Raw genomic sequence first — 23,291 nt, 5'->3', positions numbered from 1 at the left:
GAAAAAAATTGTATTTAATAATTTTTTCATAAGGAATTTTTAATATTAATAAAATATAAGGTAGGTAAAATTATAATAATTAAAAAAATAGCGTTAATAAGTAATAATTGTTAAAAATTAACATAAAAAATATATAGAAGTGTAATTAAAAAAAAGGAATATAACTTTTTAGAAATAATATATTAAATTAAAGGGGAGGGATGAGTTTATGAACTTTAAGGAATTTATAACTACAGATAGAGAAAGTAGAAATAAAGAAAAATTTGAGGGAACATTTTTAGATTATTTAGAGATAGTAAAACAAAATCCAGATGTAACAAAACTTGCACATAAAAGATTATATGATTTTATTATGAGCAAGGGTGTGGAAGTTTTAAAGGGTGATGAACATCCAAGAATAAGAAAAATATATGGAAATGAAACAATTAGACAATATGGATATTTTAAAGATGATTTCTTTGGAATTGATAAGATTTTAATGAAGCTTGTTAATTATCTACACTCTGCATCTATGAAAGGTGAAGAATCTAGACAAGTTTTATACTTAGTAGGCCCAGTTGGAGCAGGTAAATCATCATTAGTTGAATCTTTAAAGAGTGCATTAGTTCAATGTGAACCTATATATTCAATAAAAGGTTGTCCGATGCATGAAGAGCCTTTACATTTAGTTCCGAATCATTTAAGACCTAAATTTAATGAAATGTTAGGTGTTCAAATAGAGGGTGACTTATGTCCAGTATGTAAATATAGATTACTTCACGAATTTAATGGAGAATATGAAAATTTCCCTGTTGAAAGAAAAGGATTCTCTATAAGGTCAAGAAAGGGAGTTGGTGTTGTTCCACCAGTTGACCCTAATAACCAAGATACTTCAATATTAACAGGTTCTATTGATATTTCTAAAATGGATATGTATCCAGAAGATGACCCTAGAATATTCTCATTAAATGGTGCATTTAATGTAGGTAATAGAGGATTAGTAGAATTTATAGAAGTATTTAAAAATGATGTTGAATACTTACACACAATTATAACAGCAACGCAAGAAAAGTCTATTCCATCACCAGGTAAAGGATCAATGATTTATTTTGATGGTTTAATAATAGCTCACTCTAATGAAGCTGAATGGAATAAGTTTAAGTCAGACCATACCAATGAAGCTATCTTAGACAGAATTGTAAAAATTGAAGTTCCTTATTGTTTAGAACTTGAAGAAGAAATTAAAATTTATGAAAAGATATTAAAGAAGAGTAATTTTAAAGCTCATATTGCACCTCATACAATTGAAGTTGCAGCAATGTTTGCTATTCTTTCAAGATTAACACCATCTGCAAAAGTTGATCCTATGACTAAGCTTAAGATTTATAATGGTGAAGATTTAGTTGAAAAGGGAACAACTAAGAAGATTGATATAACAGAGCTTAGAGAAGAGGCAGGCCCTTATGAAGGAATGAAAGGTATTAGTACAAGATTTATTATAAAATCAATCGATAATGCACTTTCAAATTCTGAATATGATTGTATAAATCCTTTAAGCATTATGGAAAGTATAATTAAGTCTATTAAGGATTTAGATATAGCTGCTGATGATAAAAAGAAATATTTAGCATTTATCCAAGATACTATTCGTAAAGAATATAATAAAATTTTAGAAAAGGAAATAACAAAAGCATTTATTCATTCATTTAGAGAACAAGCTGAAAGTCTTTTCAATAATTATATAGATAATGCAGAAGCTTTTGTTAATAAAACTAAGATTAAAGATGCTCAAACAGGTGAAGAATTAAAACCTGATGAAGAATTTATGAGAAGCATAGAAGAACAAATTGGTGTATCAGAAGCTTCAAGTAAGGGATTTAGAGCAGATGTAACATCTTATATGTTCTACTTAGTTAGAAATGGATCAAAGATAGATTATAAATCATATGAGCCATTAAAAGAAGCTATAGAAAAGAAACTTATAGCATCTGTAAGAGATTTATCAAGAATTGTTACTAAATCAAGAGTTAGAGATAAAGAACAAACAGAAAAATACAATGCAATGGTTGATGAAATGCAAAGAAACGGATATTGTCCACACTGCTGTGATGTAATTCTTAAATATGCAGCTAACAACTTGTGGAAGGATTGATAAGAATGGCTATATTTAGAGACAATACCATAAATCCGGTTGAGCATGACAGAAGTATTGAAGATAGAAGAAGACATAGGCAGTTAGTGGAAAAGTCTATTAAAGAAAATTTAGGAGACATACTATCAGAAGAAAGTATAGTAGGTGAAACTAAAAATAAGAAATTTAAAATTCCAATTAGAGGAATAAAAGAATATCAATTTGTATATGGTAGCAACAATAAAGGTGTTGCTACCGGTACAGGTGAAGAAAAGCGTGGAGATAAATTAGGATCATCTAATTCTAGTGGTAAAAAGGGAAATAAGGGTGCAGGTAATTCTGAAGGCGACGATGTATATGAAACAGAAATAACTTTAGAAGAATTGATGGATTATATAGTTGAAGATTTGGATTTACCAAATTTAGATAAAAAGAAATATTCAGAAGTAATAACAGAAAGCGCAAGCAGGAAAAGAGGATATCAAAGGCATGGTATTAATCCAAGGCTTGCTAAGAAAAAAACTGTTATGGCTAAAACAGCACGTAAGCAAGGAAAAAAACGTGCCCTTAGAGAAGCAGGTTTAGATGATGAATTAGAAAGATTCCCATTTAGAGAAGATGATATTAGATATTACAGAGTTAAAACTAAGCCTAAAAAGGAAAGTAATGCTGTAATGATTTTTATAATGGACGTATCAGGATCCATGGATAGTACAAAAAAATATTTAGCAAGATCATTTTTCTTTGTATTATCAACCTTCATAAAGAGAAAATATAACAATATTGCATTTGAGTTTATTTCTCATACAACAGTTGCAAAACAAGTTAATGAGTATGAATTTTTCCATAAGGCAGAGTCAGGGGGAACTTATATATCTAGTGGTTTGAATGTAGCATTAAAGCTAATTGAGGAAAAATATTCTCCAGATGTTTGGAATATATATCCTGTATACGCTAGTGATGGTGACAACTGGTCTGAAGATAATGAAAGAGCAATTGAATCTGTAAAGAAGCTTTGTGAAGTGAGCAATATGTTTGGTTATGCTGAGCTTTTACCATCAACTTATTCAACAACTATGTATTATAGATTTAATAAGGAAATTTCAGACAAGAAATTTGTTTCTGTTATTGTTAAGGAGAAAAAGAATTTATGGGATGCTCTTAAGCTCATGTTAAGTAAGGAGTTAAAGGAGGATGAATAATGGAGTACACACTAAAGGAATTAGAAGAGTGGAATGTAAAGATTGAAAAAAAAGCAACCGAATTTGGACTTGATTATTATCCTCAAGAGTTTGAAATAGTTGGATTTAATGAAATGTTAGCTTATGAATCCTATGTTGGTATGCCATCTAAATATCCTCATTGGAGTTATGGTAAGGCATATGAAAAAAATAAAACTTTATATTCATTAAATTTAACAGGTTTACCTTATGAGATGGTAATAAACTCAAATCCATCCCTTGCATATTTAATGAAAGAAAATACCTTGCTTTTACAAATATTAACCATGGCTCATGTTTATGGTCATAATGACTTCTTTAAAAATAATAGGCTTTTTAGAGAAGGGACTAAAGCTCATTACACTTTAGAGATGTTTAAATTAGACGCTGATATAATTAGAGGTTATATCAATGATCCAAGTATAGGATATAGTAGGGTTGAAAAGATTTTAGATGCAGCGCATGCGCTTAGATATCAAATACCAAGAGTAGTTGGTATGAAGGAATTAAGTGATGAAGAAATAAAGGCTAATTTAATAGAAGAATACAATAATAAAATTCAATGTAGAGATATATTAAATAGCGATGAAGAAATTGAGTTGCCGGACTTAAGTAAAACACCTATAGAACCTTGTGATGATATTATAGGTTTTATAATTAAATATGGGGCTTTAGAGGAATGGGAAAAAACAATTCTTAAAATAGTTAAGAGAGAAACTCAATATTTTATACCACAAATTGAAACTAAAATAATGAATGAAGGATGGGCAAGTTACTGCCATTATAATATTTTAAAGAGCTTAAATTTACCATCAGGGTTACATTTTGAGTTTATTAAGCGTCATAACGATGTTATAGCACCGGCATTAGGTGGATTAAATCCTTATTATGTTGGTTTTAAGGTATTTGAGGATATTGAAAGAAGATATGGAAGAGACAAATTATTTGAAGTTAGATATATAGAAAGAGATAATTCTTTTTTACGTAAGTATTTAACTCAAGATTTATGTAAAGATTTAGGTTTATTCCAATATGCAAAGAAGAGCTTTGAATTTGTAGTAGATGAGGTATCAGATGAAGATGGTTGGAAGGCTATAAGAGATACCATGTCAGATTCTTGTGGAGTTGGTTCTATTCCTTATATAAGAATTGTTGATTTGAATAAACGTGATGGTACTTTAACGTTAGAACATGTTTTTGATGGTAGAGAACTTGAATTACTTTATGCAAAGGAAACAATAAAGTATTTATTTGATCTTTGGGGGCATAAAGTTATATTAAATACACATACTAAAGAAGGTAGAAGTATCGAAATTGTATGTGATAATGATAGAAGAGTAACAGTAAATTAAACTTAAAGAGAAAATGATGAATTAAAAATGATTAGTAATTTGTTTACTATCATTTATGATTCATCATTTTTATCTTTTTGAATAGTTTAATATTAAGAGTATTTTAAGCTTTATTGTAAAATTAAAAATGTATAAGGAGTATAAGTAATGTTTATATCAATACCAAAAGAATTTTTTGTTCCTGTAATTTTTGGAGAAGGATTTACATTAAATGAAGAAAATAATAATTTAGAATTAGATTTAAGCATGAATAGAGAAAGTACTGGCAAAAAAAACGATAATACTAACTTAGAGGTAAATAAAGAACAAGCAGAAATTAGTAAAAGCGAAAAGGAAAAGAAGGATATTGTAAATGTTGAAGTAAGTATGGATGAAAATAAATGCAAAGATAAGGCTAATGTAGAAGAAATTATAGATAATAATAAAAAGAAAAATGAAACAAAAATATATGTATCTTCAGAAGAAATTGATCAATTTGAAAAAATTTGTGGTGATGAAGGAAAAATATTTGAAGAGATAGATTGTGAATTTATTGAAAATATTAATATAAATCTTAAGGGATGCAATAAAAATTGTGACTAATTAATTATATTGGAGGTATTTAAATGAAATATCAACAACTAATAAAAGAGTATTATGTTGATATTAATAATTTAAATCAATTATTAAAAACAATGGTAGATTCTTATAGGTTACTTATAGGGGGAGCAGCTGAGTTAAATAATATATATGAAGCAAAAAGTAGCTATGTTAAAGAAGCTGTTCATAGAGCAAATGAATTGGGAAAAATAATAGATGATGTTATTGAGCTGTTAGATGTATGTGGAGAAAGTTATTTTAAATATTGTGCTTTAGTTGGAGATTATATATTAAAGAAAAGTGATTCTAATAAAATTTTAACAGAAGTAGATAATGATTTACTTTTTCAAGACTCATCTGTTAGAGAGGAATATGAAAAATTAAAGACTTATAAGAATGAGCAAGAAAATAAATTAAATAATTAAAAGGAGCTATATCAAAGTGGAATTTTTTTCAAATAACTTTGATATAGCTTTTTTTAAAATTTTTTTAGTTGAAATCTACTTACCATTAAATAAGAACCTAATAATAATAATAATAACGGAATAATTGCGGATATATTTTTATTAATAGTAAATAAACAAAATAATGCTATAAGGCTACCTGTAACAGTAATTGGAACACCTGTAAAGACTCCATTAAATTCACTTGCATTGTATCTAGCCAATCTAAAGGCACCACATATTGGAAATGATAAAAGAGGAATTAATCCTAATATACCTAATGGGTCTAATGTGTGAAAGTCAAATAATAAAAACACTAATACAGAAGGTGCAACTCCAAATGAAACTAAATCAGCTAATGAATCAAGTTCTTTACCTAAATCACTTGTAACTTGTAAGTAACGAGCTATTCTACCATCATATCTATCAACTAATGCAGCAAGTAATATAAATATACACGCTAATGAATAGTTACTATCAAATGTAGAAAGCAATGATAATATTCCAAATGATAAATTAATAAAAGTAAAGGTGTTAGGAATACTGCTTTTTCTCATATAATCACTCCTAATTTTATCTTACATAAAAATAATTATAACATAACTTTTAAAAAAAATTAATATTTTGTACAACTAAGCATTTGAAAATATTGTAAAATAATAAAGTTTAATAAAGTGAAGAGGATATATTATAATATATATAAAGTAAATTATATATATTCTCTTTATATGTAATTAAAATATAGGTGGTAACTTAATTAAATATATATGGTATAATTTTATATAGATAATGTAGGAGGGATATTAATGAGGAAGGTAAAGTTAATTTATAACCCATATTCTGGAGAAAATGTTATTTTATCAAAATTAGATGAAATAATTAATATACATCAACAAGCGGGGCTTACAATAGTTCCATATAGAATAAGAAAAGAATGTGGAATAGAAAATGCACTCCTTGATATTAGGCCAGGTGAATATGAGTATATATTAGTGGCTGGTGGTGACGGGACTGTTGATTCAGTTGTAAACGCTATGGCTAAGCAAGGAATTGCATTACCCATAGGTATTTTACCAGTGGGTACAGCAAATGATTTTTCTAAGTTTTTAGGAATGCCATCTGATGTAGAGGCTGCTTGTAGACAAATAATTGGCTCAACAGCAACGGCAGTTGATTTGGGTAGTATTAATGATAAGTATTTTGTAAATGTTGCTAGTACAGGGCTTTTTACTGATGTATCTCAAAAAACTGATGTGAATTTAAAAAATACAATTGGAAAGCTAGCATATTATCTAAAAGGTATAGAAGAATTACCTAACTTTAGACCTTTAAAGGTAAAGATATCTTCAAAAGAAATAAATTTTGATGGAACTATGTATCTTATGTTAATTTTTAATGGAAAAACAGCAGGAAATTTTAATTTAGCAACTAGAGCTGATGCTACAGATGGAATGTTAGATGTAATAGTTTTTAAAGCTGTTCAAATATATGAATTAATTCCTTTATTTATAAAGGTGCTTAAGGGAGAACACCTAGATTCTGATAGGGTTATATATTTTAAAACAGATAATCTCCATATAGAATGTAGTGAAAATATAGTTACAGATATAGATGGAGAAAAAGGACCTGATTTTCCACTAGATATAAAATGTATAAAGGGTGGACTTAAAATTTTAGGTGTTAAATAGAAAAAAGAGAATAAATAAAATAAAAATTTAATAATTATAAATAATAGTACTTTTGTAAAGGAGATAAATAATGGTTGCCTTTATTTATTTATGCATATTATTATTTATGATTATTTTTTCATTATACTTAATTTATTTAAACTCTAGTAAATGTCCAATAAAAATAAGAAAATTTTATTTAGTAAGTCTATTAATTATAGTTGTGAGATATTTGTCATTATTATCCTTATGGTTAATACAAAGGCAAAGAGTTATTTATTCTATTAAAATATTAACACATTTAAACTTTGTAGCTATTCCACTTTTAATATTGGCAGCTATTTATATATTTTTAAGGGATGAAAAAAGAAAGTTTGATTATAACTATATTGTTATGATTATATTATTTTTAGGTTATTTTATAATAAATGTATTTTATAAGCTGGATATAAGAGTAGACACTGTATTTGGATTTATAGTAAACTATAGGGAAATTTTAATCCCAAATTTAATTTATTTAATAGTAATTTCATCATTTGTAATTATTACTATACTATTTGTTGATAAACAGTATAGCAATACTTGTGGAATGAGATTACTTTTAATATCTTTAATAATTACTGTTATAGAATTTATAATATTCCTTGGTGGATTTAGAATTTTTCCTTATCCGTTAGTTGGGGAGATGTGTATTATAGGATGTTCTTATAAAGCAATATCCACCTTTAAAATTAAAAAATAATAATTAAATTACAAATATTGTTTTTATAGTATTGCCTTTTATCAGGGTGTTAATATAATATTAATATATAATGCCCAATAAAGGGCATTTTTATTGCAATGTTTAAATAAAATCGCAATAAATAGTCATTGAAATAATGGTGGTGAGATTAAATGGAGGGTGTCCCTCAGAGTATTAATTTAAGAAAATTGAATATAAAAACTAATAGGGGGGAAACTAAAATTTAAAGCCAAACATCTCCTCTATTAATTGAGGAGGAATTTTTATGCAAAGATTATCTGTTTTTTTATTTACTAGCATATTGGGAAGAAAGATATATGATGAATTTGATGATGTGATTGGAGAATTAAAGGATATATATGTAACTACTGAGCAAGGTTATCCAAGAGTTATTGGATATAAGGTTAAAAAAGATGGAGTAACATTGCACTACGAGTTTAGAAGTATATTATTCTATAATGTTGATAATAAAGTTAAAATAATGATTCGTGGAAGTAAAGAAATACTTCCAAGAACTTATTCTTATTTATTATCAAGAAATTTATTAGATAAAAAGATTGTAGATATAAATGGAAAGCAAGTTGTTAGAGTTGATGATTTAAGAATTGCGGAAATTGCTGGTGAATATAGGGTAATTGCAGTTGAAACAGGTCCCCTTGCTAAGTTTAGAAGAATGAACTGTCAAGGGTTAGGAAAGTTTTTTTATAAAATGTTAAATAAAGATTTTGAAGATAAGGTTATTATGTGGGATGACGTTGAATCTTTAGAAATGGTCAATAAAAATTTACAAATAGCAGTTCCATATAAAAAGTTATCAACATTACATCCAGCTGACTTAGCAGATATATTAGAAAAGCTTGATGCAAGTTCAAGAAAACAAATTTTTGAATCATTAGATGAGGACTTAGCTGCAGATACTTTAGAAGAAATAGAACCAGAATACAAGAGTAGTATTATAAAGGATTTAAGTGAAGCAAAGGCTGTGGAAGTATTAGAAAATATGCCTAATGATGAAATTGCAGATATATTAGATGAATTAGATGATGATGAAAGAGAAAAAATACTTGTTAATTTAGAATCAGAGGATGCTAAGGAAGTAAAAGAGCTTCTTAAGTATGGAGATGAAACAATAGGAAGTATAATGAGTAAGGACTTTATTTCATTTAATTTAGATATTACTGTTGGAGAAATAATTGATATTTTAAGAGAAAGCAATCCTGAAGATGAAGAGTTAAATTCAATATTTATAAAAGATGAAGAAGAAAAGGTTATTGGAGTAATACAATTAAAAGATTTAATTTTAAATAATGGAAAAATAAAGGTAAAAGAAATAATGGATGAAAATATAAATATACTTAAGCATAATGAAGATATAGATAAAGCCGTTGAAATAGCAGCTAAGTATGATTTGTTATCCATACCTGTAGTTGATAATAATGATGTTTTAATAGGGGTTGTAAATACTCATGATTTAATTGATGAAGTTTTATACCCTATTTGGAAGAAGAAAAATAAGTAAAATATTTGAAATTCATTGTTGACTTTTTAGTTAATAGGCATATAATTAAAGTATAAAGTTTAGTTAAATACTCGGAATTAAAACTGTGAAAAAGTAAAGTAGTATAAAGGAAGGTTACAGAGAGAAAAGGAAGCTGAGAACTTTTCACTGATAATTTATATGAAGTGCCCTTTGGAGTTTATGCCTGAAATAATAGTAAGGTTTTACGGTGGCGCCCGTTATAGTGCTCAGGTATTATATTGTACTGTAGAAATAAGTGAAATCATTATTATGATTTAATTAGAGTGGAACCGCGAATATACTTCGTCTCTATATATTTAGAGGCGGAGTTTTTTTATACAAAAAATTTTAAATAATTAATTACTATGAGTATTTTAGGAGGGATATTTATGATTTATAATGGAGCAATTGAATTAATAGGAAAAACACCAATATTAAAGGTAAGAAATATGATAAGTGAGGATAGTGCTGATGTATATGTGAAATTAGAAAAATTTAATCTAGGTGGAAGCATAAAAGATAGGGCAGCTCTTGGGATGATTGAAAGAGCAGAAAAAGATGGGGTATTAAAAGAAGGTTCAGTAATTGTTGAGCCTACAAGTGGAAATACTGGAATTGCACTTGCAATGATAGGAAGAGTGAAGGGGTATAAAGTTATAATAGTTATGCCTGAAACTATGAGCAAGGAAAGAAGAGATTTAATTAAGGCATATGGAGCAGAATTAGTATTAACAGAAGGGGCTAAGGGAATGAGGGGAGCTATAGAAAGAGCTACTCAAATGGTAAATGAACATGGATATTTTATGCCACAACAATTTGAAAATATAGCTAATCCAGAAAAGCATTATGAAACAACAGCAGAGGAGATATATGAAGATATAAATGACTTAGATGTTTTTGTTGCTGGAGTTGGAACTGGAGGAACTATAACAGGAATAGGAAAAAAGTTAAAAGAAAAAATAAATGGTATAGAAATAGTTGCAGTTGAACCAAGTAATTCACAAGTTATAGCTGGAAATAAGCCGGGAGCACATAAGATTCAGGGAATTGGTGCTGGATTTGTGCCACAAAATTATAATGGAGAATATGTTGATAAGGTAATTGCTGTTAGTGATGATGATGCAATTAAAACAGCAGTAGATTTTTCAAAAAATGAAGGAGTATTAGTAGGAATTTCATCAGGAGCAGCTATTTATGCAGCTATGGAGATAGCTAAAAGAATTGGAAAAGGTAAAAAAGTATTAGCTATAGCTCCAGATGGAGGAGAAAAATATATTTCGATGGGAATCTATGAATAAATTTATTTAAAGGAGGATGAGTAACTTTGTTTAAAAATTTAAGATATGATTTAAGTAGAGTTATTGAAAATGACCCAGCAGCTAGAAGTAAAATTGAGGTGTTTTTGCTTTATCCTACAATTCATGCCTTAATTGCATATAGAATATCTCATTTTCTTTATACTAAAAAATTATTCTTTTTAGCAAGGCTCATTTCACAAATAGCTAGATTTATTACTGGAATAGAAATACATCCAGGAGCTAAGATTGGAAAGGGATTAGTTATAGATCATGGTATGGGAGTAGTAATTGGAGAAACAGCAGAAATTGGTGACAATGTGCTTTTATATCATGGAGTAACATTAGGTGGAACAGGGAAAGATAAGGGAAAGAGACATCCAACTGTAGGAGATAATGTTATAATAGGATCTGGTGCTAAGGTTCTTGGAGCTATATTTATTGGAAGCAACGCTAAAATAGGTGCAAATTCTGTAGTTTTAAAAGATGTTCCAGAAGGTGCTACAGCAGTTGGAATTCCTGCTAAAAATATAGTTAAGAAAAAAGAAGAAGCAAGATCAATAAGTAATGTAGAAAGTTATTGTGACAATGACAAAGAAAATTATAATGATATGGTGATTTAATTTATGTTGAAGGAAGAAATAATAAAATACTGTAATTCATTGAATCTTGATAATATTGGATTTATTAAATGTAGAAGATTCGATGAATTAGAAAATTTCTATAAAAATAGAAAAGAAAATAACTTAGAAAATGAATTTGAAGAAAGTGATATAGAAAAAAGAATAAATCCAATGTGGTATATGAAAGAGGGAAAAACTATTATTTCAATAGCTTTTCCCTATCTTTGGATAGAGAATAATATTGAAAATGGTTTTTCAAAATATACTAAGGGTTTAGATTATCATAGAGTTGTAAAAAGGTATTTAGATAAGATTTGTGATTTTATTAAATCAAGAGATGGAGAAGCTATTGCTTTTGTAGATAGCAATACATTACCAGAAAGATATATTGCATACTTAGCTAATATTGGCTTTGTTGGAAGAAATAATATGATTATAACAAATAAATATGGTTCATATGTTTTTTTAGGTGAAATAATTACTGACTTAGAATTAGAAAGTGATGAGATAAGAAAATTTCAAGAAATAAGGAAGTATAGAGAATGTGGGGAATGTATGAGGTGTTATAATAATTGCCCAACAAAATCTATTAATATAAGAAAAATAAATCCTAATATATGTTCTTCATATATCACACAAAAGAAAGAACTAACTGACATTGAAATAAAGCTCTTAAAAGATAAGATATTTGGATGTGATATATGTCAAAATGTATGTCCGTATAATAGTAAAATAAGTTTTTCTAAAATTGAAGAATTTAAGCCTTTAGAATTTATGTGTAATTTACAAAGTGATATTTATGCTGATATGAATAATAAGTTTTTTAAAGATAATATTTTAAAAACGTCTTGTGGATGGAGAGGGAAAAATGTTATTAAGAGAAATGCTATAATAAAGTTATATAATGAGGGAAAAAACATAAACGTGTTTAAGGGAGATTCACCTTATATAAATGAATACATAGAAAGATTAAAGTAAGTTAATTGTTTTAAATTACTATATAAAATATAATATTTATATTATTTAGTTAATTTAAGGGGGAATTTTGATATGATGTCTAAGACTACTGCAAATATTATAAAGCTTTTACCAGAAAGCTTAGTTATAAAGATAGCAAGAAATAAAGTAAATGGATATTTAAAAAAGTATGCAAAAATTAATTTAAGTGGGTATGAAAATATAAAAAAAGCTGAAGGGGCTAAAATATTTATTAGTAATCATTTAAGTAATTCAGATGGATTTATTATAGAAAAAATATTAAAAGATGAATATGATCCTACTTTTGTTGCAGGAATTAAGCTTTCAAATGATCCAGTTACAAACTTAGGGACTAAAATAGTTAAAAATATTGCAATAAAACCTAATAGCGCTGATAAGGAAGCCATTATGGCTATGATAAATTTATTAAGAAATGGAGAAAATCTTGTTCTTTTCCCTGAGGGGACAAGGAGTAGAACAGGTAGTATGATTGAAGGGAAAAAAGGTATATTATTAGTTGCTAGAATGAGCAAGGCAAAAATAATACCTATTTCATTATATGGAACCGAAAAACTATTACCAATTAATAAAAATGGTGATATGGCAGGGGAGAAGTGGAATGAGGCTGAAGTAAATGTAAAAATAGGAGAATATATAGAACTTCCTAAAAAGAGTAAAGATGAATCTAAGCATGAATATGATGATAGATGTCTAAATTATATAATGAAGTCAATAGCTAATGGATTACCAGAAGAATATAAAGGTGTTTATAAGGATTAACCATTAGTAGAAAATTGATATTTAAAATTTTGGAGGAAATTTAAATGAAGCAAAGGACTAAAATAATATTAGAAGAGTTAAAGAGGCTATATCCAGATGCTAAGTGTGAATTAAATTATAAAACTCCATTTCAATTATTAGTTGCAACAATTTTATCTGCGCAAACAACTGATAAGAAGGTTAATGAAGTTACTGAGGTGTTATTTAGGGATTATTCTGATGTTGATGCATTTTTAACATTATCTATAAATGAACTTGAAACAAGGATAAAACAAATAGGACTATTTAGAAATAAAGCTAAAAATATTTTAATTATGTGTAATCAGCTTAAAACTAAGTTTAATGGAGAGGTTCCTAAAACAATGGAAGAGATAACAAGCTTAGCAGGTGCTGGAAGAAAAACAGCAAATGTAGTATTATCAAATGCCTTTGGAGTTCCATCTATTGCAGTTGATACTCATGTATTTAGGGTTTCTAACAGGCTAGGACTTGCAGATTCTGATAATGTTTTAGAAGTAGAAAAGCAACTTCAAGCAGAATTACCTAAAAAGGAGTGGAGTTTAACTCACCATTTATTAATATTTCATGGCAGAAGATGTTGTATAGCCAGAAATCCTAAATGTGGGGAATGTCCGTTAACTAATAGATGCAAATATTTCAAAGAGCAAAAGTCTAAAGAAAAATAAAATTTTTAAAATTATTTAAATAAATTACTTATACAATATTATAAGTTTTAGTTTAATGTAATTAAATTAAAGATTTGAAGGTTTTATTATGATATAATTAATATAAAATTGTTTAGTTATATATTTATAATTATTAGAGTTTTAGGAGGATTTGTATGAAAGTTGGAGTAATAATGGGGGGAATTTCTTCAGAGAGAGAAATTTCACTTAAAAGTGGTAATTCAATAGTTGAAAAAATAGATAAAAATAAATATGAAGTAGTACCAGTAGTTATTGATAACAAAGAAGATATAATAAATAAAGTTAAAGATTTAGATTTTGCATTATTAGCTCTTCATGGAAAATTTGGTGAAGATGGAACTGTTCAATCAGTCCTTCAAACTTTAGATATACCTTATTCAGGATGTGGGCCTATTAGTTCAGGGGTATGTATGGATAAGGATTTTACAAAAAGAATATTAAAGGCAAATGATATTAGAACTGCAAGATGGATTAATGTTTCTTCTGTAGATGAAATAAAATATGATAAAATAGATGAAATGGGGTATCCTGTTTTTGTTAAACCAACAAATGGAGGTTCAAGTGTTGCTACTTTTAAGATAACAAAGAAAGAAGATATTAAGGCAGCAGTTGAAGAAGGTCTTAAGTGGGATACAGAAGTAATGATTGAAGAATTTGTTGAAGGTGAAGAAATAACTTGCCCAGTATTTGATGATAAAATGTGGCCTGTTATAGCAATTAGACCAAAGTCAGACTTTTTTGATTATACTCAAAAATATGCAGCTGATGGAGCTGATGAAGTAGTTATTCAATTGGAAGAAAAGATTCATAACGAAGTTGAAAAAATGGCTTTAGAAACTTATAGAGCTTTAAAGTGTCAAGTATATGCTAGAGTTGATATGATTATTGATAAAAGTGGAACTCCATATATTTTAGAAGTAAATACATTACCAGGAATGACTCCAGCAAGTCTTTTTCCTAAGAGTGCAGCAGCTATAGAAATCACTTATGCTGGTCTTTTAGATAAAATAATAGAAGCATCTTTAAAGGTTAAAAGAAATATTTAATTTAAAGTAAAAAAACTCAGTTAAATCTGAGTTTTTTTTACTTTAAATTATTTATTAACAGTATTTTTGATGTAACCATAACTATAATTTTAAATATTATATGTAGTAAGGAGAATTTTTATTGGAGGGCCTTATGCAAAATAGAAATGATAAAAGTCTTTTTGGTATAGATATTAATGAATATACACAAAATGTAGACTTTACAGTCCTTGCAAGTACTATAGATTTTTTATACCTAAGATCTTCGGGATCGGCTTCAGGTAGATTTAGAGTAGATAAGAAATTTTTAGAGTTTGCTAAAAAATCAAGAGACTTAAATATACCTGTTGGTGCATATCATTTTGGAGTACCTAGTACAAATTTAACTACTGCAGATGCACAATGTGATGATTTTATTAATATACTTCAAGAGGGGTTTGGAGAAAGAGATTATGGAGATTTATTTCCGGTTTTAGATATTGAAATTCCTACTGATAATTCAATTTCTACCTCTTCACTAATAAATTGGATAGAAAGGTTTAGAAAAAGGTTTGAAAAGAAAACAAGAAGAAGATTAATGCTTTATACTGGTGTTTTTTTTGTTGAAATGTATAATAATTTCTTTATTCCTGATAAGGGTTATCCTTTGAAAAATATGATATTATGGATAGCTCATTATACTGCAATTGCAGGAAACGCTCCTGTACCACCAGATGTAGGTGGATGGACTAGATGGAGAATATGGCAATATAGTGAAAGTGCAAAGGTTGCTGGTGTTGGAAATTTAGTTGATGCAAATTGGGGACCAGATAGCTTAGATTTATTAACTCAACCTAGAAATGTAACAGGGCTTACTGTTAATAGAAAAGGAAATGTTTTAAATGTTAGTTGGAAAAAGAATACTGACACAGATTTATTAGGATATAATATTTTTGCTAATAATTATTGGATTGGAACAGTAGATGCAGATGATATTAATTTTTCTATAAATATAAATCAATTACCTTTTACTGTTAATGGACCAATAAAGATAAGTATAGAAGCTTTTGATAGAGATGGTGAAACATCTAAGAATAGAAGCAGCTTTACTGTATAAAATAATAATATAAATTTAGAATAGCTTTATAAAAAATAAATACTTAGTATGTGTAAAGCTATTCTTTTATTTTCTAATATAATTTTGATTAAATGACATAATTTTATTAATTGTATTAAATTGAATAATAGAATATAATTAGAACGTATTGCAATTATATATAAAATTGGGAGGAGTGGAACTATGAGTAACGAACAATCAAATGATGATAAAATTAAAAAAACTATGTCTAAAAACATGAAGTTAATAATTGGTATATCAGCGGCTGTAATAGTAATTGCAGGTATAGCTTTTGCTTACTTTATGAATGTGAAAAATGAAGTTGATTCATGGGCGGATAAAATATATCCTGGGGTACAAGCTTATGGTATAGATTTAGGTGGTAAATCTAAAGAAGAAGCGATAAATATAATGAATGATCAGTTAATTTCATTAATTGGAAATAAAGTAATCAATGTAACTGTTGGTGATAAAAGTTTTGAACTTAAATATTCAGATATTAACCCTTCAGTAAGTGCTGATGAAACAGTAGAAGAAGCATTAAGTTACGGAAAAGATAAGGGAATGTTTGAAAAGAAAAAGATAATAAAAGATGGTGTTGATTATAATGTTGATACAGTATTAAGCTATGATGAAGAAAAAGTTAAGGAATTTATTAATAGTGTAAATGATCAAGTAAAAGTTGATGCTGTAGATGCAAAAATATCAGTTAATGGTGGAAGTATATCTGTTACTCCAGAAGTTATTGGAAAGCAATTAAATACTGAGGATTTATTTAATAAAATAAAAGAATGTATAGATCCAAATCCAGAAAAAATTGAAGCTGTAACTATAGAATTACAAGATTATTCACCACGAATAACTTCAGCTGATTTAAACAAAATTACAGGTATAATGTCATCTTACTCAACTACTTTTGGTACTTCAGATAAAGGAAGAGTTGAGAATTTAAGAATAGCAAGTGGCTATATTAATGGCACATTATTAATGCCAGGAGATGAATTTAGTTACAACAATACAATAGGAGAAACAACTCCAGAAAGAGGATATAAAGAAGCTAATACATATGTTGGTTCTAAAATAGTACCTGGTTATGGTGGAGGAGTATGTCAAGTATCAAGTACCCTTTATAGGGCTATTATACAAGCTAATATAAGGTCTACAGAAAGACGTAATCACTCAATGACTGTTGGATATGCAAAACCAGGATTAGATGCAACAGTTGCAGCAGGGTACATAGATTATAGATTTGTAAATACGTATGATTTTCCAATATATATTCAAGGATATTTATCTGGCAATCAAGTAGTATTTAATGTTTGGGGAAATAAAGAAGCCATGGGTGGAAAGACTTATGAGCTTGTTAATGAAATATTAGAAACTTATAATTATGGTACAGAAGAAGTAAAAGATGCTAACTTGGCTGAAGGAGCAAGAGTTGTAACATCAGCAGGTTCTAATGGATGTAAGGCTAGTGGATATTTAATTACTTATGAAAATGGTGTTCAAGTAAATAAAGAACTTATATCAACAGATGTTTACTCAAGTAGAAACCAAGTTGTTAGTGTGGGAACAAAAAAGGCGGAAAAACCAACACCAACTCCAGATAAAAATGAAGTAAATCAAGAACAAAATAAACCTACAGAAAATAAACCTGTAGAAAATAATCCAAACAATAAACCAGAAGATAATAAAGTAGAATAGGCTTAGAATTTTAATTATATTTAAGTTAACAAATTGTAAAATACTTTGACTATTAAAAAACTATATAGTATCATTGAAGGTATATAAATAATGTAAAGTAAGATGTTATAACATCTTACTTTTTATTTTGGAGGGTGAATTCATTGAATTTAAATATAGTTTTATATCAACCAGAAATACCACAAAATACTGGAAATATAGCAAGAACTTGTGTTTTAACTGACTCAACTCTTCATTTAATAAAACCTTTAGGATTTAGTATTGATGATAAAGCCGTTAGAAGATCAGGTTTAGATTATTGGAAGGATTTAAAATTAGAAGTTCATGAATCTTATGAAGATTTTATGGCTAAGTATGGAGATAGAAGAATATTTTTATCTACAACACATGGGGGAAATATATATTCAGATGAGAAATTCCAAGAGGGAGATTTTATAATGTTTGGAAGAGAATCATCAGGAGTTCCTGAAGATGTACATAATGCCCATAGAGGTATAAGAGTACCAATGGTACAAACAAGTACAAGAAGTTTAAATTTATCAAATACAGTAGCAATTATAGCATATGAGGCATTAAAACAAATAAACTTTCCAAATATGAAGTAAAAGTTAGGGGGTACTTGTATGGAAAAAATTAAGATTATTACTGATAGTACTTTAGATTTACCATCAGATATTATAAAGGAAAAAGATATTGAAGTTTTACCATTACTAATTAATTTTGGAGAAGAAAGTTATTTAGATGGACTTGAAATAAATACTAAGGAAATGTTAGATAGAATAGAAAGAGAAAATATTCTTCCGACTACAGCTCAAGTAACACCAAATAGATTTGAGGAAATATTTAAAAAATATTTAGATGAAGGATATAAAATTGTAACTTTAGTATTGTCATCAGAAATGAGTGGAACATATCAATCAGCATGTATCGCTAAAAATATGTTAGAAAGTGATGATATAGTAGTTATTGATTCTAGAAATGTAACATCAGGATTAGGTGTTTTAGTATTAAAAGCTTGTGAATTTAGAGATAATGGAGATGACATCTTTGAAATTGAAGAAAAAATTAAAAATGTAATCCCTAAAGTTAAAAGTTCATTAAGTTTTGAATCCTTAGAAAACCTAGTAAGGGGGGGAAGACTTTCAAAAGCTGCTGGTGCTATAGGAAGTGTTTTAGGATTAAGACTGATATTAGAAGTAAAAGATGGGCAAATGTCAGTAAAAGACAAGGTAAGAGGTAGTAAGAAGGCTTTAAAGAAAGTTATTTCCGATTTTGAAAATGGAAATGTAGATACTGATTCACCCATAGTATTATTAGAAATTCTAAATGAAGAAATTTACTCAGGATTAAAGAAATATCTTGAAGAAAATAATGTGAAATATATAGATGCTAAGGTTGGATGTACAGTAGGAATTCATTCAGGAACTAAGGCATGTGGAATTTTCTTTGTGGAAAAATAAATTTTAAAATAGCAAATATCAATTTTAATATTGATATTTGCTATTTTTTTACTTTATAGTATTAAATAACTCTTATTGGGAGAAAAAATGAAGCTAAATTTTGAATATATATATGAAAATAGTATAAAATATTAGAGAAAATTTAAAAAAGTGATTTTTCAATGTAGAAAATAAATAAGAAAAAAATGGTTAATTATTTAAAAAAAGTCTAATTTTATTATATAAATAATGAAAAAAATAGAAAAACAAAAAAATATTAAAAAAATTACTAGAAAGTCTTTCAAAATTTAGATATCTGTTTTATAATAATATATGTGGGACATAAAAGTCATTGCTGGGACATTTTTAGTCCAAAGGAGGATCTAGAGTGCAGGAAATATTAGAATTGCAAAGAAAGATAGTTCCTGAGCTGGTAGAAGTCCTAGAAAAACGTTACAATGTTTTAAGGACAATTTTTTATAACCAACCTATTGGAAGAAGAATGCTCGCAAGTGAACTTAATCTTGGCGAAAGAGTAGTTAGAAATGAAATTGATTTATTAAAATCACAAAACTTAATAGAAATTAACACCCCAGGTATGACGGTCACTAAAGATGGACAACATATTTTAGAAGGACTAAAAGAATTCATACATCAAATAAAGGGATTAAACGATATTGAGAAAAGTATAAAATCATTTTTAGGATTAAAGGATGTTGTTATAGTTCCAGGTAATGTGGAAGAAAATCCTGCTACTTTTAAGGAACTTGGAAAAGCAGCAGCTAACTATATAAAAAATATTATTAAAGATAATGATATAATCGCAATTACTGGAGGAAGTACAATAAAAGAAGTTGTAGAAGAGTTTCCAAAAGTAAATAATTTCTCTAATGTTCTTGTTATTCCCGCAAGAGGTGGAATGGGAAGAAAGGTTGAAAGTCAAGCAAACTATTTAGCAGCATCACTTGCTAATAAGGTTAATGGGACATATAAACTTTTGCATATTCCTGAAAATATTAGTACGGAAGTAATAGAAGGGCTTCTTAAAGAGAAACAAATAAAAGAAGTTATTGAAAATATTCACAATGCTGATATTTTAATTTACGGAATAGGAAATGCAATTCATATGGCTAAAAAACGTGGATTGTCAGAAGAATATATAAGTAAACTTGAAGGCCTCGGAGCAATAGGGGAAGCGTTTGGGTGTTATTTTAACAAAGAGTCCCAAGTTGTATTAGAAAATACCCCAATTGGAATTAATATTAATGATGCAAAAAAAATTAATACACATATTGCTGTAGCTGCTGGGAAAAATAAAGTAGAAGCTATAATTGCTACAGAAATGAATAATTCAAATGCAGTTTTAGTTACAGATGAAGCAGCAGCAAGAAAAATTGCAGATTTAATTAAAAAGTAAAGCTAAGCTTTACATGAATTAATTTGATTTAAAATTTAATTTTAAATATATAATATATCTATTTTTAGGAGGTAATTGTAATGGTAAGAGTTGCAATAAACGGTTTTGGACGTATAGGACGTCTTGCATTTAGACAAATGTTTGGAGCAGAAGGGTATGAAATAGTTGCTATCAACGATTTAACAAGCCCAAAAATGTTAGCTCATTTATTAAAATATGACTCAGCACAAGGAAGATATGCTTTATGTGATAAAGTTGTTGCTGGAGAAGATTCTATCACTGTTGATGGAAAAGAAATCAGAATTTATGCTGAAGCTGATGCTTCTAAATTACCATGGGGAGAAATTGGTGTTGACGTAGTATTAGAATGTACTGGATTCTACGTATCAAAAGCTAAATCTCAAGCTCACATTGAAGCAGGTGCTAAGAAAGTTGTTATATCAGCTCCAGCTGGAAACGACCTTCCAACAGTTGTATTCAACGTAAACCAAGATATATTAACAGCTGAAGATAACATAATTTCTGCTGCATCTTGTACTACAAACTGCTTAGCTCCAATGGCTAAAGCATTAAATGACTTTGCACCAATTCAATCTGGTATAATGTCAACAATCCACGCTTACACTGGAGACCAAATGGTATTAGATGGACCTCACAGAAAGGGTGATTTCAGAAGAGCTAGAGCTGCTGCTGCAAATATCGTTCCTAACTCAACAGGAGCTGCTAAAGCTATCGGATTAGTTATTCCAGAATTAAATGGAAAATTAATCGGTTCTGCACAAAGAGTTCCAGTTCCAACTGGTTCAACTACAATCTTAACTGCTGTAGTTAAGGGTGAAAATGTAACTAAGGAAGCTATAAACGCTGCTATGAAAGCTGCTTCTAACGAATCATTCGGTTACACTGAAGAAGAATTAGTTTCTTCTGATATCGTAGGAATTACTTACGGTTCATTATTCGATGCAACTCAAACAATGGTATCTGAAATCGGAGAAGGATTATACCAAGTTCAAGTTGTTTCATGGTATGACAACGAAAACTCATACACTAGCCAAATGATTAGAACTATTAAATACTTCGCTGAATTAGCTTAATTTTAATAGATAATTATATATGGATTTAGATGCTTATAAAAGCACTCTTATAAGATCCTAAAAAGGGTCCGGTCTCTAAGGCATACTTATAAGACCGGGCCTATTTTAAAATTAGATGAAGAATTATCAATAATATACGAGGTGAAAGAAATGAGCTTTAATAAGAAAACAATTGAAGATATTCAAGTTAACGGTAAAAGAGTTTTAGTAAGATGTGACTTTAACGTACCTTTAAAAGACGGTGTTATTACTGACGAAAATAGATTAGTAGGAGCTCTTCCAACAATCAAATACTTAGTTGAAAATGGAGCTAAAGTTATACTTTGCTCTCACTTAGGAAAAGATGCTTCTAAAACTTTAGCACCAGTTGCTGTAAGATTAAGCGAAATGTTAGGTAAAGAAGTTGTTTTCGCTAGAGATGAAGAAGTAGTTGGAGAAAATGCTAGAAAAGCTGTTTCTGATATGAAAGACGGAGACGTTGTATTATTAGAAAACACTAGATGTAGAAAAGAAGAATCTAAAAACGGAGAAGATTTATCTAAAGAATTAGCTTCTTTATGTGATATCTACGTTAATGATGCATTTGGAACTGCTCACAGAGCTCATTCATCAACTGAAGGAGTAACTAAGTTTGTAGATACAGCTGTTTGTGGATACTTAATTCAAAAAGAATTAAAATTCTTAGGAGAAGCTGTAAACAATCCTGTTAGACCTTTCGTTGCTATATTAGGGGGATCAAAGGTTTCTGATAAAATTGCTGTTATCAACAATCTTTTAGAAAAAGTTGATACAATTATCATAGGTGGAGGAATGGCTTATACATTCTTAAAAGCTCAAGGATATGAAATAGGAACTTCTTTATGTGAAGATGATAGAATGGATTACGCTAAGGAAATGATCGCTAAGGCTGAAGCTAATGGTGTTAAATTCTTATTACCAGTAGACCACAGAATTGCTGATGGATTCAAGGATGTTGAAGCTACAGTTACTGAAGATCAAAACATTCCAGCAGGATTCATGGGATTAGATATCGGACCAAAGACAGAAGCTTTATATGCTGATGCAATCAAAGATGCTAAGACTGTTATCTGGAATGGACCAATGGGAGTATTCGAATTCGAAAACTTCAACAAAGGAACAATTGCAGTTGCTAAGGCTATGGCTGATGCAGATGCTACAACAGTTATCGGTGGAGGAGACTCAGCTGCTGCTGTTAATATCTTAGGATTTGGAGATAAAATGACTCACATCTCTACAGGTGGTGGAGCTTCATTAGAATTCTTAGAAGGTAAAACTTTACCAGGAATCGCTGCTTTAAACGATAAGTAGGATTTTAATATAAGTGTGCAAAATTCTCTTATTTTTTAAGGTAGGAGAAATAGCACTTGAGGCAGGAACTGCCTTGTAAGCTTGGATAAACTTGTAGCATTTAAGCTATATTGACCAAGAAACTTTTACTTTTACAGGTGAAGAGTAGTTTACAATTAAATTATGAGGTGAA

General features: G+C 28.6%; 22 protein-coding genes and 1 other annotated feature. Of the genes, 21 read left to right on the top strand and 1 reads right to left on the bottom strand.

Going from position 1 to position 23,291, the window contains the following annotated elements; genetic code table 11:
* Positions 1-208 precede the first annotated feature (208 nt).
* The 5 genes from QZ321_RS06765 (at position 209) to QZ321_RS06745 (ending at position 5,686) form a co-directional block, all read left to right on the top strand.
* Positions 209-2,131 (top strand): PrkA family serine protein kinase, encoded by a 1,923-nt coding sequence (locus QZ321_RS06765; RefSeq protein WP_291740857.1) that lies wholly within the window; start codon positions 209-211, stop codon positions 2,129-2,131.
* A 5-nt stretch (positions 2,132-2,136) separates the two neighbouring features.
* Positions 2,137-3,312: a sporulation protein YhbH gene (gene yhbH / locus QZ321_RS06760; protein ID WP_291740856.1), complete on the top strand. Its 1,176-nt coding sequence runs from the start codon at positions 2,137-2,139 to the stop codon at positions 3,310-3,312.
* Positions 3,312-4,682: a SpoVR family protein gene (locus QZ321_RS06755; protein ID WP_291746455.1), complete on the top strand. Its 1,371-nt coding sequence runs from the start codon at positions 3,312-3,314 to the stop codon at positions 4,680-4,682. The genes yhbH and QZ321_RS06755 overlap by 1 nt, the downstream gene beginning before the upstream one ends.
* A 147-nt stretch (positions 4,683-4,829) precedes the next feature.
* A complete protein-coding gene (locus QZ321_RS06750; RefSeq protein ID WP_291746452.1) occupies positions 4,830-5,264 on the top strand; it encodes a hypothetical protein in 435 nt (144 codons plus the stop codon).
* 23 nt (positions 5,265-5,287) lie between these two features.
* Positions 5,288-5,686, top strand: coding sequence for a hypothetical protein (locus QZ321_RS06745; RefSeq protein WP_291740849.1), 399 nt, complete (start codon positions 5,288-5,290; stop codon positions 5,684-5,686).
* A gap of 53 nt (positions 5,687-5,739) precedes the next feature.
* Here QZ321_RS06745 and pssA read toward each other — a convergent pair whose 3' ends face one another.
* Positions 5,740-6,261: a CDP-diacylglycerol--serine O-phosphatidyltransferase gene (pssA, locus tag QZ321_RS06740; protein ID WP_291740847.1), complete on the bottom strand. Its 522-nt coding sequence runs from the start codon at positions 6,259-6,261 to the stop codon at positions 5,740-5,742.
* Positions 6,262-6,510: 249 nt separating this feature from the next.
* Here pssA and QZ321_RS06735 point away from each other — a divergent pair, with 249 nt between their 5' ends.
* The 16 genes from QZ321_RS06735 to QZ321_RS06660 all read left to right on the top strand — a co-directional run bounded on the left by QZ321_RS06735 (position 6,511) and on the right by QZ321_RS06660 (position 23,119).
* The gene (locus tag QZ321_RS06735; RefSeq protein WP_291746450.1) at positions 6,511-7,392 is read left to right on the top strand and encodes a YegS/Rv2252/BmrU family lipid kinase; all 882 of its coding nucleotides are present in this window, start codon (positions 6,511-6,513) and stop codon (positions 7,390-7,392) included.
* A 211-nt stretch (positions 7,393-7,603) separates the two neighbouring features.
* Positions 7,604-8,113, top strand: a complete 510-nt coding sequence (locus QZ321_RS06730) for a hypothetical protein (RefSeq protein ID WP_294196445.1) — start codon at positions 7,604-7,606, stop codon at positions 8,111-8,113.
* A gap of 265 nt (positions 8,114-8,378) precedes the next feature.
* Positions 8,379-9,632 (top strand): CBS domain-containing protein, encoded by a 1,254-nt coding sequence (locus QZ321_RS06725; RefSeq protein ID WP_291746444.1) that lies wholly within the window; start codon positions 8,379-8,381, stop codon positions 9,630-9,632.
* A gap of 76 nt (positions 9,633-9,708) precedes the next feature.
* Positions 9,709-9,946: a binding site (T-box leader), on the top strand.
* Positions 9,947-10,021: 75 nt separating this feature from the next.
* Positions 10,022-10,930, top strand: coding sequence for a cysteine synthase A (gene cysK / locus QZ321_RS06720; protein ID WP_291746441.1), 909 nt, complete (start codon positions 10,022-10,024; stop codon positions 10,928-10,930).
* A 26-nt stretch (positions 10,931-10,956) separates the two neighbouring features.
* Positions 10,957-11,550 carry a serine O-acetyltransferase EpsC gene (gene epsC, locus QZ321_RS06715; RefSeq protein WP_291742810.1) on the top strand — a complete coding sequence of 198 codons (594 nt, stop codon included), beginning with the start codon at positions 10,957-10,959 and terminating at the stop codon, positions 11,548-11,550.
* Between the two features lie 3 nt (positions 11,551-11,553).
* Positions 11,554-12,528 carry a tRNA epoxyqueuosine(34) reductase QueG gene (gene queG, locus QZ321_RS06710; RefSeq protein WP_291746438.1) on the top strand — a complete coding sequence of 325 codons (975 nt, stop codon included), beginning with the start codon at positions 11,554-11,556 and terminating at the stop codon, positions 12,526-12,528.
* Between the two features lie 72 nt (positions 12,529-12,600).
* The gene (locus QZ321_RS06705) at positions 12,601-13,308 is read left to right on the top strand and encodes a lysophospholipid acyltransferase family protein (RefSeq protein WP_291746435.1); all 708 of its coding nucleotides are present in this window, start codon (positions 12,601-12,603) and stop codon (positions 13,306-13,308) included.
* 44 nt (positions 13,309-13,352) lie between these two features.
* Positions 13,353-13,994 carry an endonuclease III gene (gene nth, locus QZ321_RS06700; protein ID WP_291746431.1) on the top strand — a complete coding sequence of 214 codons (642 nt, stop codon included), beginning with the start codon at positions 13,353-13,355 and terminating at the stop codon, positions 13,992-13,994.
* A gap of 155 nt (positions 13,995-14,149) precedes the next feature.
* A complete protein-coding gene (locus QZ321_RS06695) occupies positions 14,150-15,061 on the top strand; it encodes a D-alanine--D-alanine ligase (protein ID WP_291746428.1) in 912 nt (303 codons plus the stop codon).
* Positions 15,062-15,194: 133 nt separating this feature from the next.
* Positions 15,195-16,136, top strand: a complete 942-nt coding sequence (locus QZ321_RS06690; RefSeq protein WP_291742822.1) for a glycoside hydrolase family 25 protein — start codon at positions 15,195-15,197, stop codon at positions 16,134-16,136.
* Between the two features lie 183 nt (positions 16,137-16,319).
* Positions 16,320-17,840 (top strand): VanW family protein, encoded by a 1,521-nt coding sequence (locus tag QZ321_RS06685; RefSeq protein ID WP_291746426.1) that lies wholly within the window; start codon positions 16,320-16,322, stop codon positions 17,838-17,840.
* 143 nt (positions 17,841-17,983) lie between these two features.
* Entirely contained in the window at positions 17,984-18,445 is a 462-nt protein-coding gene (locus QZ321_RS06680; protein WP_291740056.1) for a tRNA (cytidine(34)-2'-O)-methyltransferase, read from the top strand.
* Positions 18,446-18,463: 18 nt separating this feature from the next.
* Complete coding sequence (locus QZ321_RS06675; protein ID WP_291740057.1) at positions 18,464-19,300, top strand: DegV family protein; 837 nt, start codon at positions 18,464-18,466, stop codon at positions 19,298-19,300.
* A gap of 367 nt (positions 19,301-19,667) precedes the next feature.
* Positions 19,668-20,696 carry a sugar-binding domain-containing protein gene (locus QZ321_RS06670; protein ID WP_291740059.1) on the top strand — a complete coding sequence of 343 codons (1,029 nt, stop codon included), beginning with the start codon at positions 19,668-19,670 and terminating at the stop codon, positions 20,694-20,696.
* Between the two features lie 80 nt (positions 20,697-20,776).
* Positions 20,777-21,790, top strand: a complete 1,014-nt coding sequence (gap, locus tag QZ321_RS06665) for a type I glyceraldehyde-3-phosphate dehydrogenase (RefSeq protein ID WP_291746423.1) — start codon at positions 20,777-20,779, stop codon at positions 21,788-21,790.
* 150 nt (positions 21,791-21,940) lie between these two features.
* A complete protein-coding gene (locus QZ321_RS06660; RefSeq protein WP_291740064.1) occupies positions 21,941-23,119 on the top strand; it encodes a phosphoglycerate kinase in 1,179 nt (392 codons plus the stop codon).
* The last annotated feature ends 172 nt before the right edge of the window (positions 23,120-23,291 follow it).

Source organism: uncultured Clostridium sp., from assembly GCF_910588715.1.
In the GTDB taxonomy this organism is placed as follows: domain Bacteria; phylum Bacillota; class Clostridia; order Clostridiales; family Clostridiaceae; genus Clostridium.
Note: the sequence above shows the minus strand (reverse complement) of the source record. Positions and strands in the feature narration are given on the sequence as shown.

What these genes read in the sequence shown, in the direction of transcription:
- yhbH (WP_291740856.1), top strand. Translation starts at nt 2,137, where the DNA reads ATGGCTATATTTAGAGACAATACCATAAATCCGGTTGAGCATGACAGA.
- cysK (WP_291746441.1), top strand. Translation starts at nt 10,022, where the DNA reads ATGATTTATAATGGAGCAATTGAATTAATAGGAAAAACACCAATATTA.
- QZ321_RS06685 (WP_291746426.1), top strand. Translation starts at nt 16,320, where the DNA reads ATGAGTAACGAACAATCAAATGATGATAAAATTAAAAAAACTATGTCT.
- QZ321_RS06675 (WP_291740057.1), top strand. Translation starts at nt 18,464, where the DNA reads ATGGAAAAAATTAAGATTATTACTGATAGTACTTTAGATTTACCATCA.
- QZ321_RS06690 (WP_291742822.1), top strand. Translation starts at nt 15,195, where the DNA reads ATGCAAAATAGAAATGATAAAAGTCTTTTTGGTATAGATATTAATGAA.
- QZ321_RS06705 (WP_291746435.1), top strand. Translation starts at nt 12,601, where the DNA reads ATGATGTCTAAGACTACTGCAAATATTATAAAGCTTTTACCAGAAAGC.
- QZ321_RS06755 (WP_291746455.1), top strand. Translation starts at nt 3,312, where the DNA reads ATGGAGTACACACTAAAGGAATTAGAAGAGTGGAATGTAAAGATTGAA.
- gap (WP_291746423.1), top strand. Translation starts at nt 20,777, where the DNA reads ATGGTAAGAGTTGCAATAAACGGTTTTGGACGTATAGGACGTCTTGCA.
- QZ321_RS06660 (WP_291740064.1), top strand. Translation starts at nt 21,941, where the DNA reads ATGAGCTTTAATAAGAAAACAATTGAAGATATTCAAGTTAACGGTAAA.
- QZ321_RS06745 (WP_291740849.1), top strand. Translation starts at nt 5,288, where the DNA reads ATGAAATATCAACAACTAATAAAAGAGTATTATGTTGATATTAATAAT.
- QZ321_RS06735 (WP_291746450.1), top strand. Translation starts at nt 6,511, where the DNA reads ATGAGGAAGGTAAAGTTAATTTATAACCCATATTCTGGAGAAAATGTT.
- pssA (WP_291740847.1), bottom strand. Translation starts at nt 6,261, where the DNA reads ATGAGAAAAAGCAGTATTCCTAACACCTTTACTTTTATTAATTTATCA.
- QZ321_RS06750 (WP_291746452.1), top strand. Translation starts at nt 4,830, where the DNA reads ATGTTTATATCAATACCAAAAGAATTTTTTGTTCCTGTAATTTTTGGA.
- nth (WP_291746431.1), top strand. Translation starts at nt 13,353, where the DNA reads ATGAAGCAAAGGACTAAAATAATATTAGAAGAGTTAAAGAGGCTATAT.
- queG (WP_291746438.1), top strand. Translation starts at nt 11,554, where the DNA reads ATGTTGAAGGAAGAAATAATAAAATACTGTAATTCATTGAATCTTGAT.
- QZ321_RS06765 (WP_291740857.1), top strand. Translation starts at nt 209, where the DNA reads ATGAACTTTAAGGAATTTATAACTACAGATAGAGAAAGTAGAAATAAA.
- QZ321_RS06725 (WP_291746444.1), top strand. Translation starts at nt 8,379, where the DNA reads ATGCAAAGATTATCTGTTTTTTTATTTACTAGCATATTGGGAAGAAAG.
- QZ321_RS06695 (WP_291746428.1), top strand. Translation starts at nt 14,150, where the DNA reads ATGAAAGTTGGAGTAATAATGGGGGGAATTTCTTCAGAGAGAGAAATT.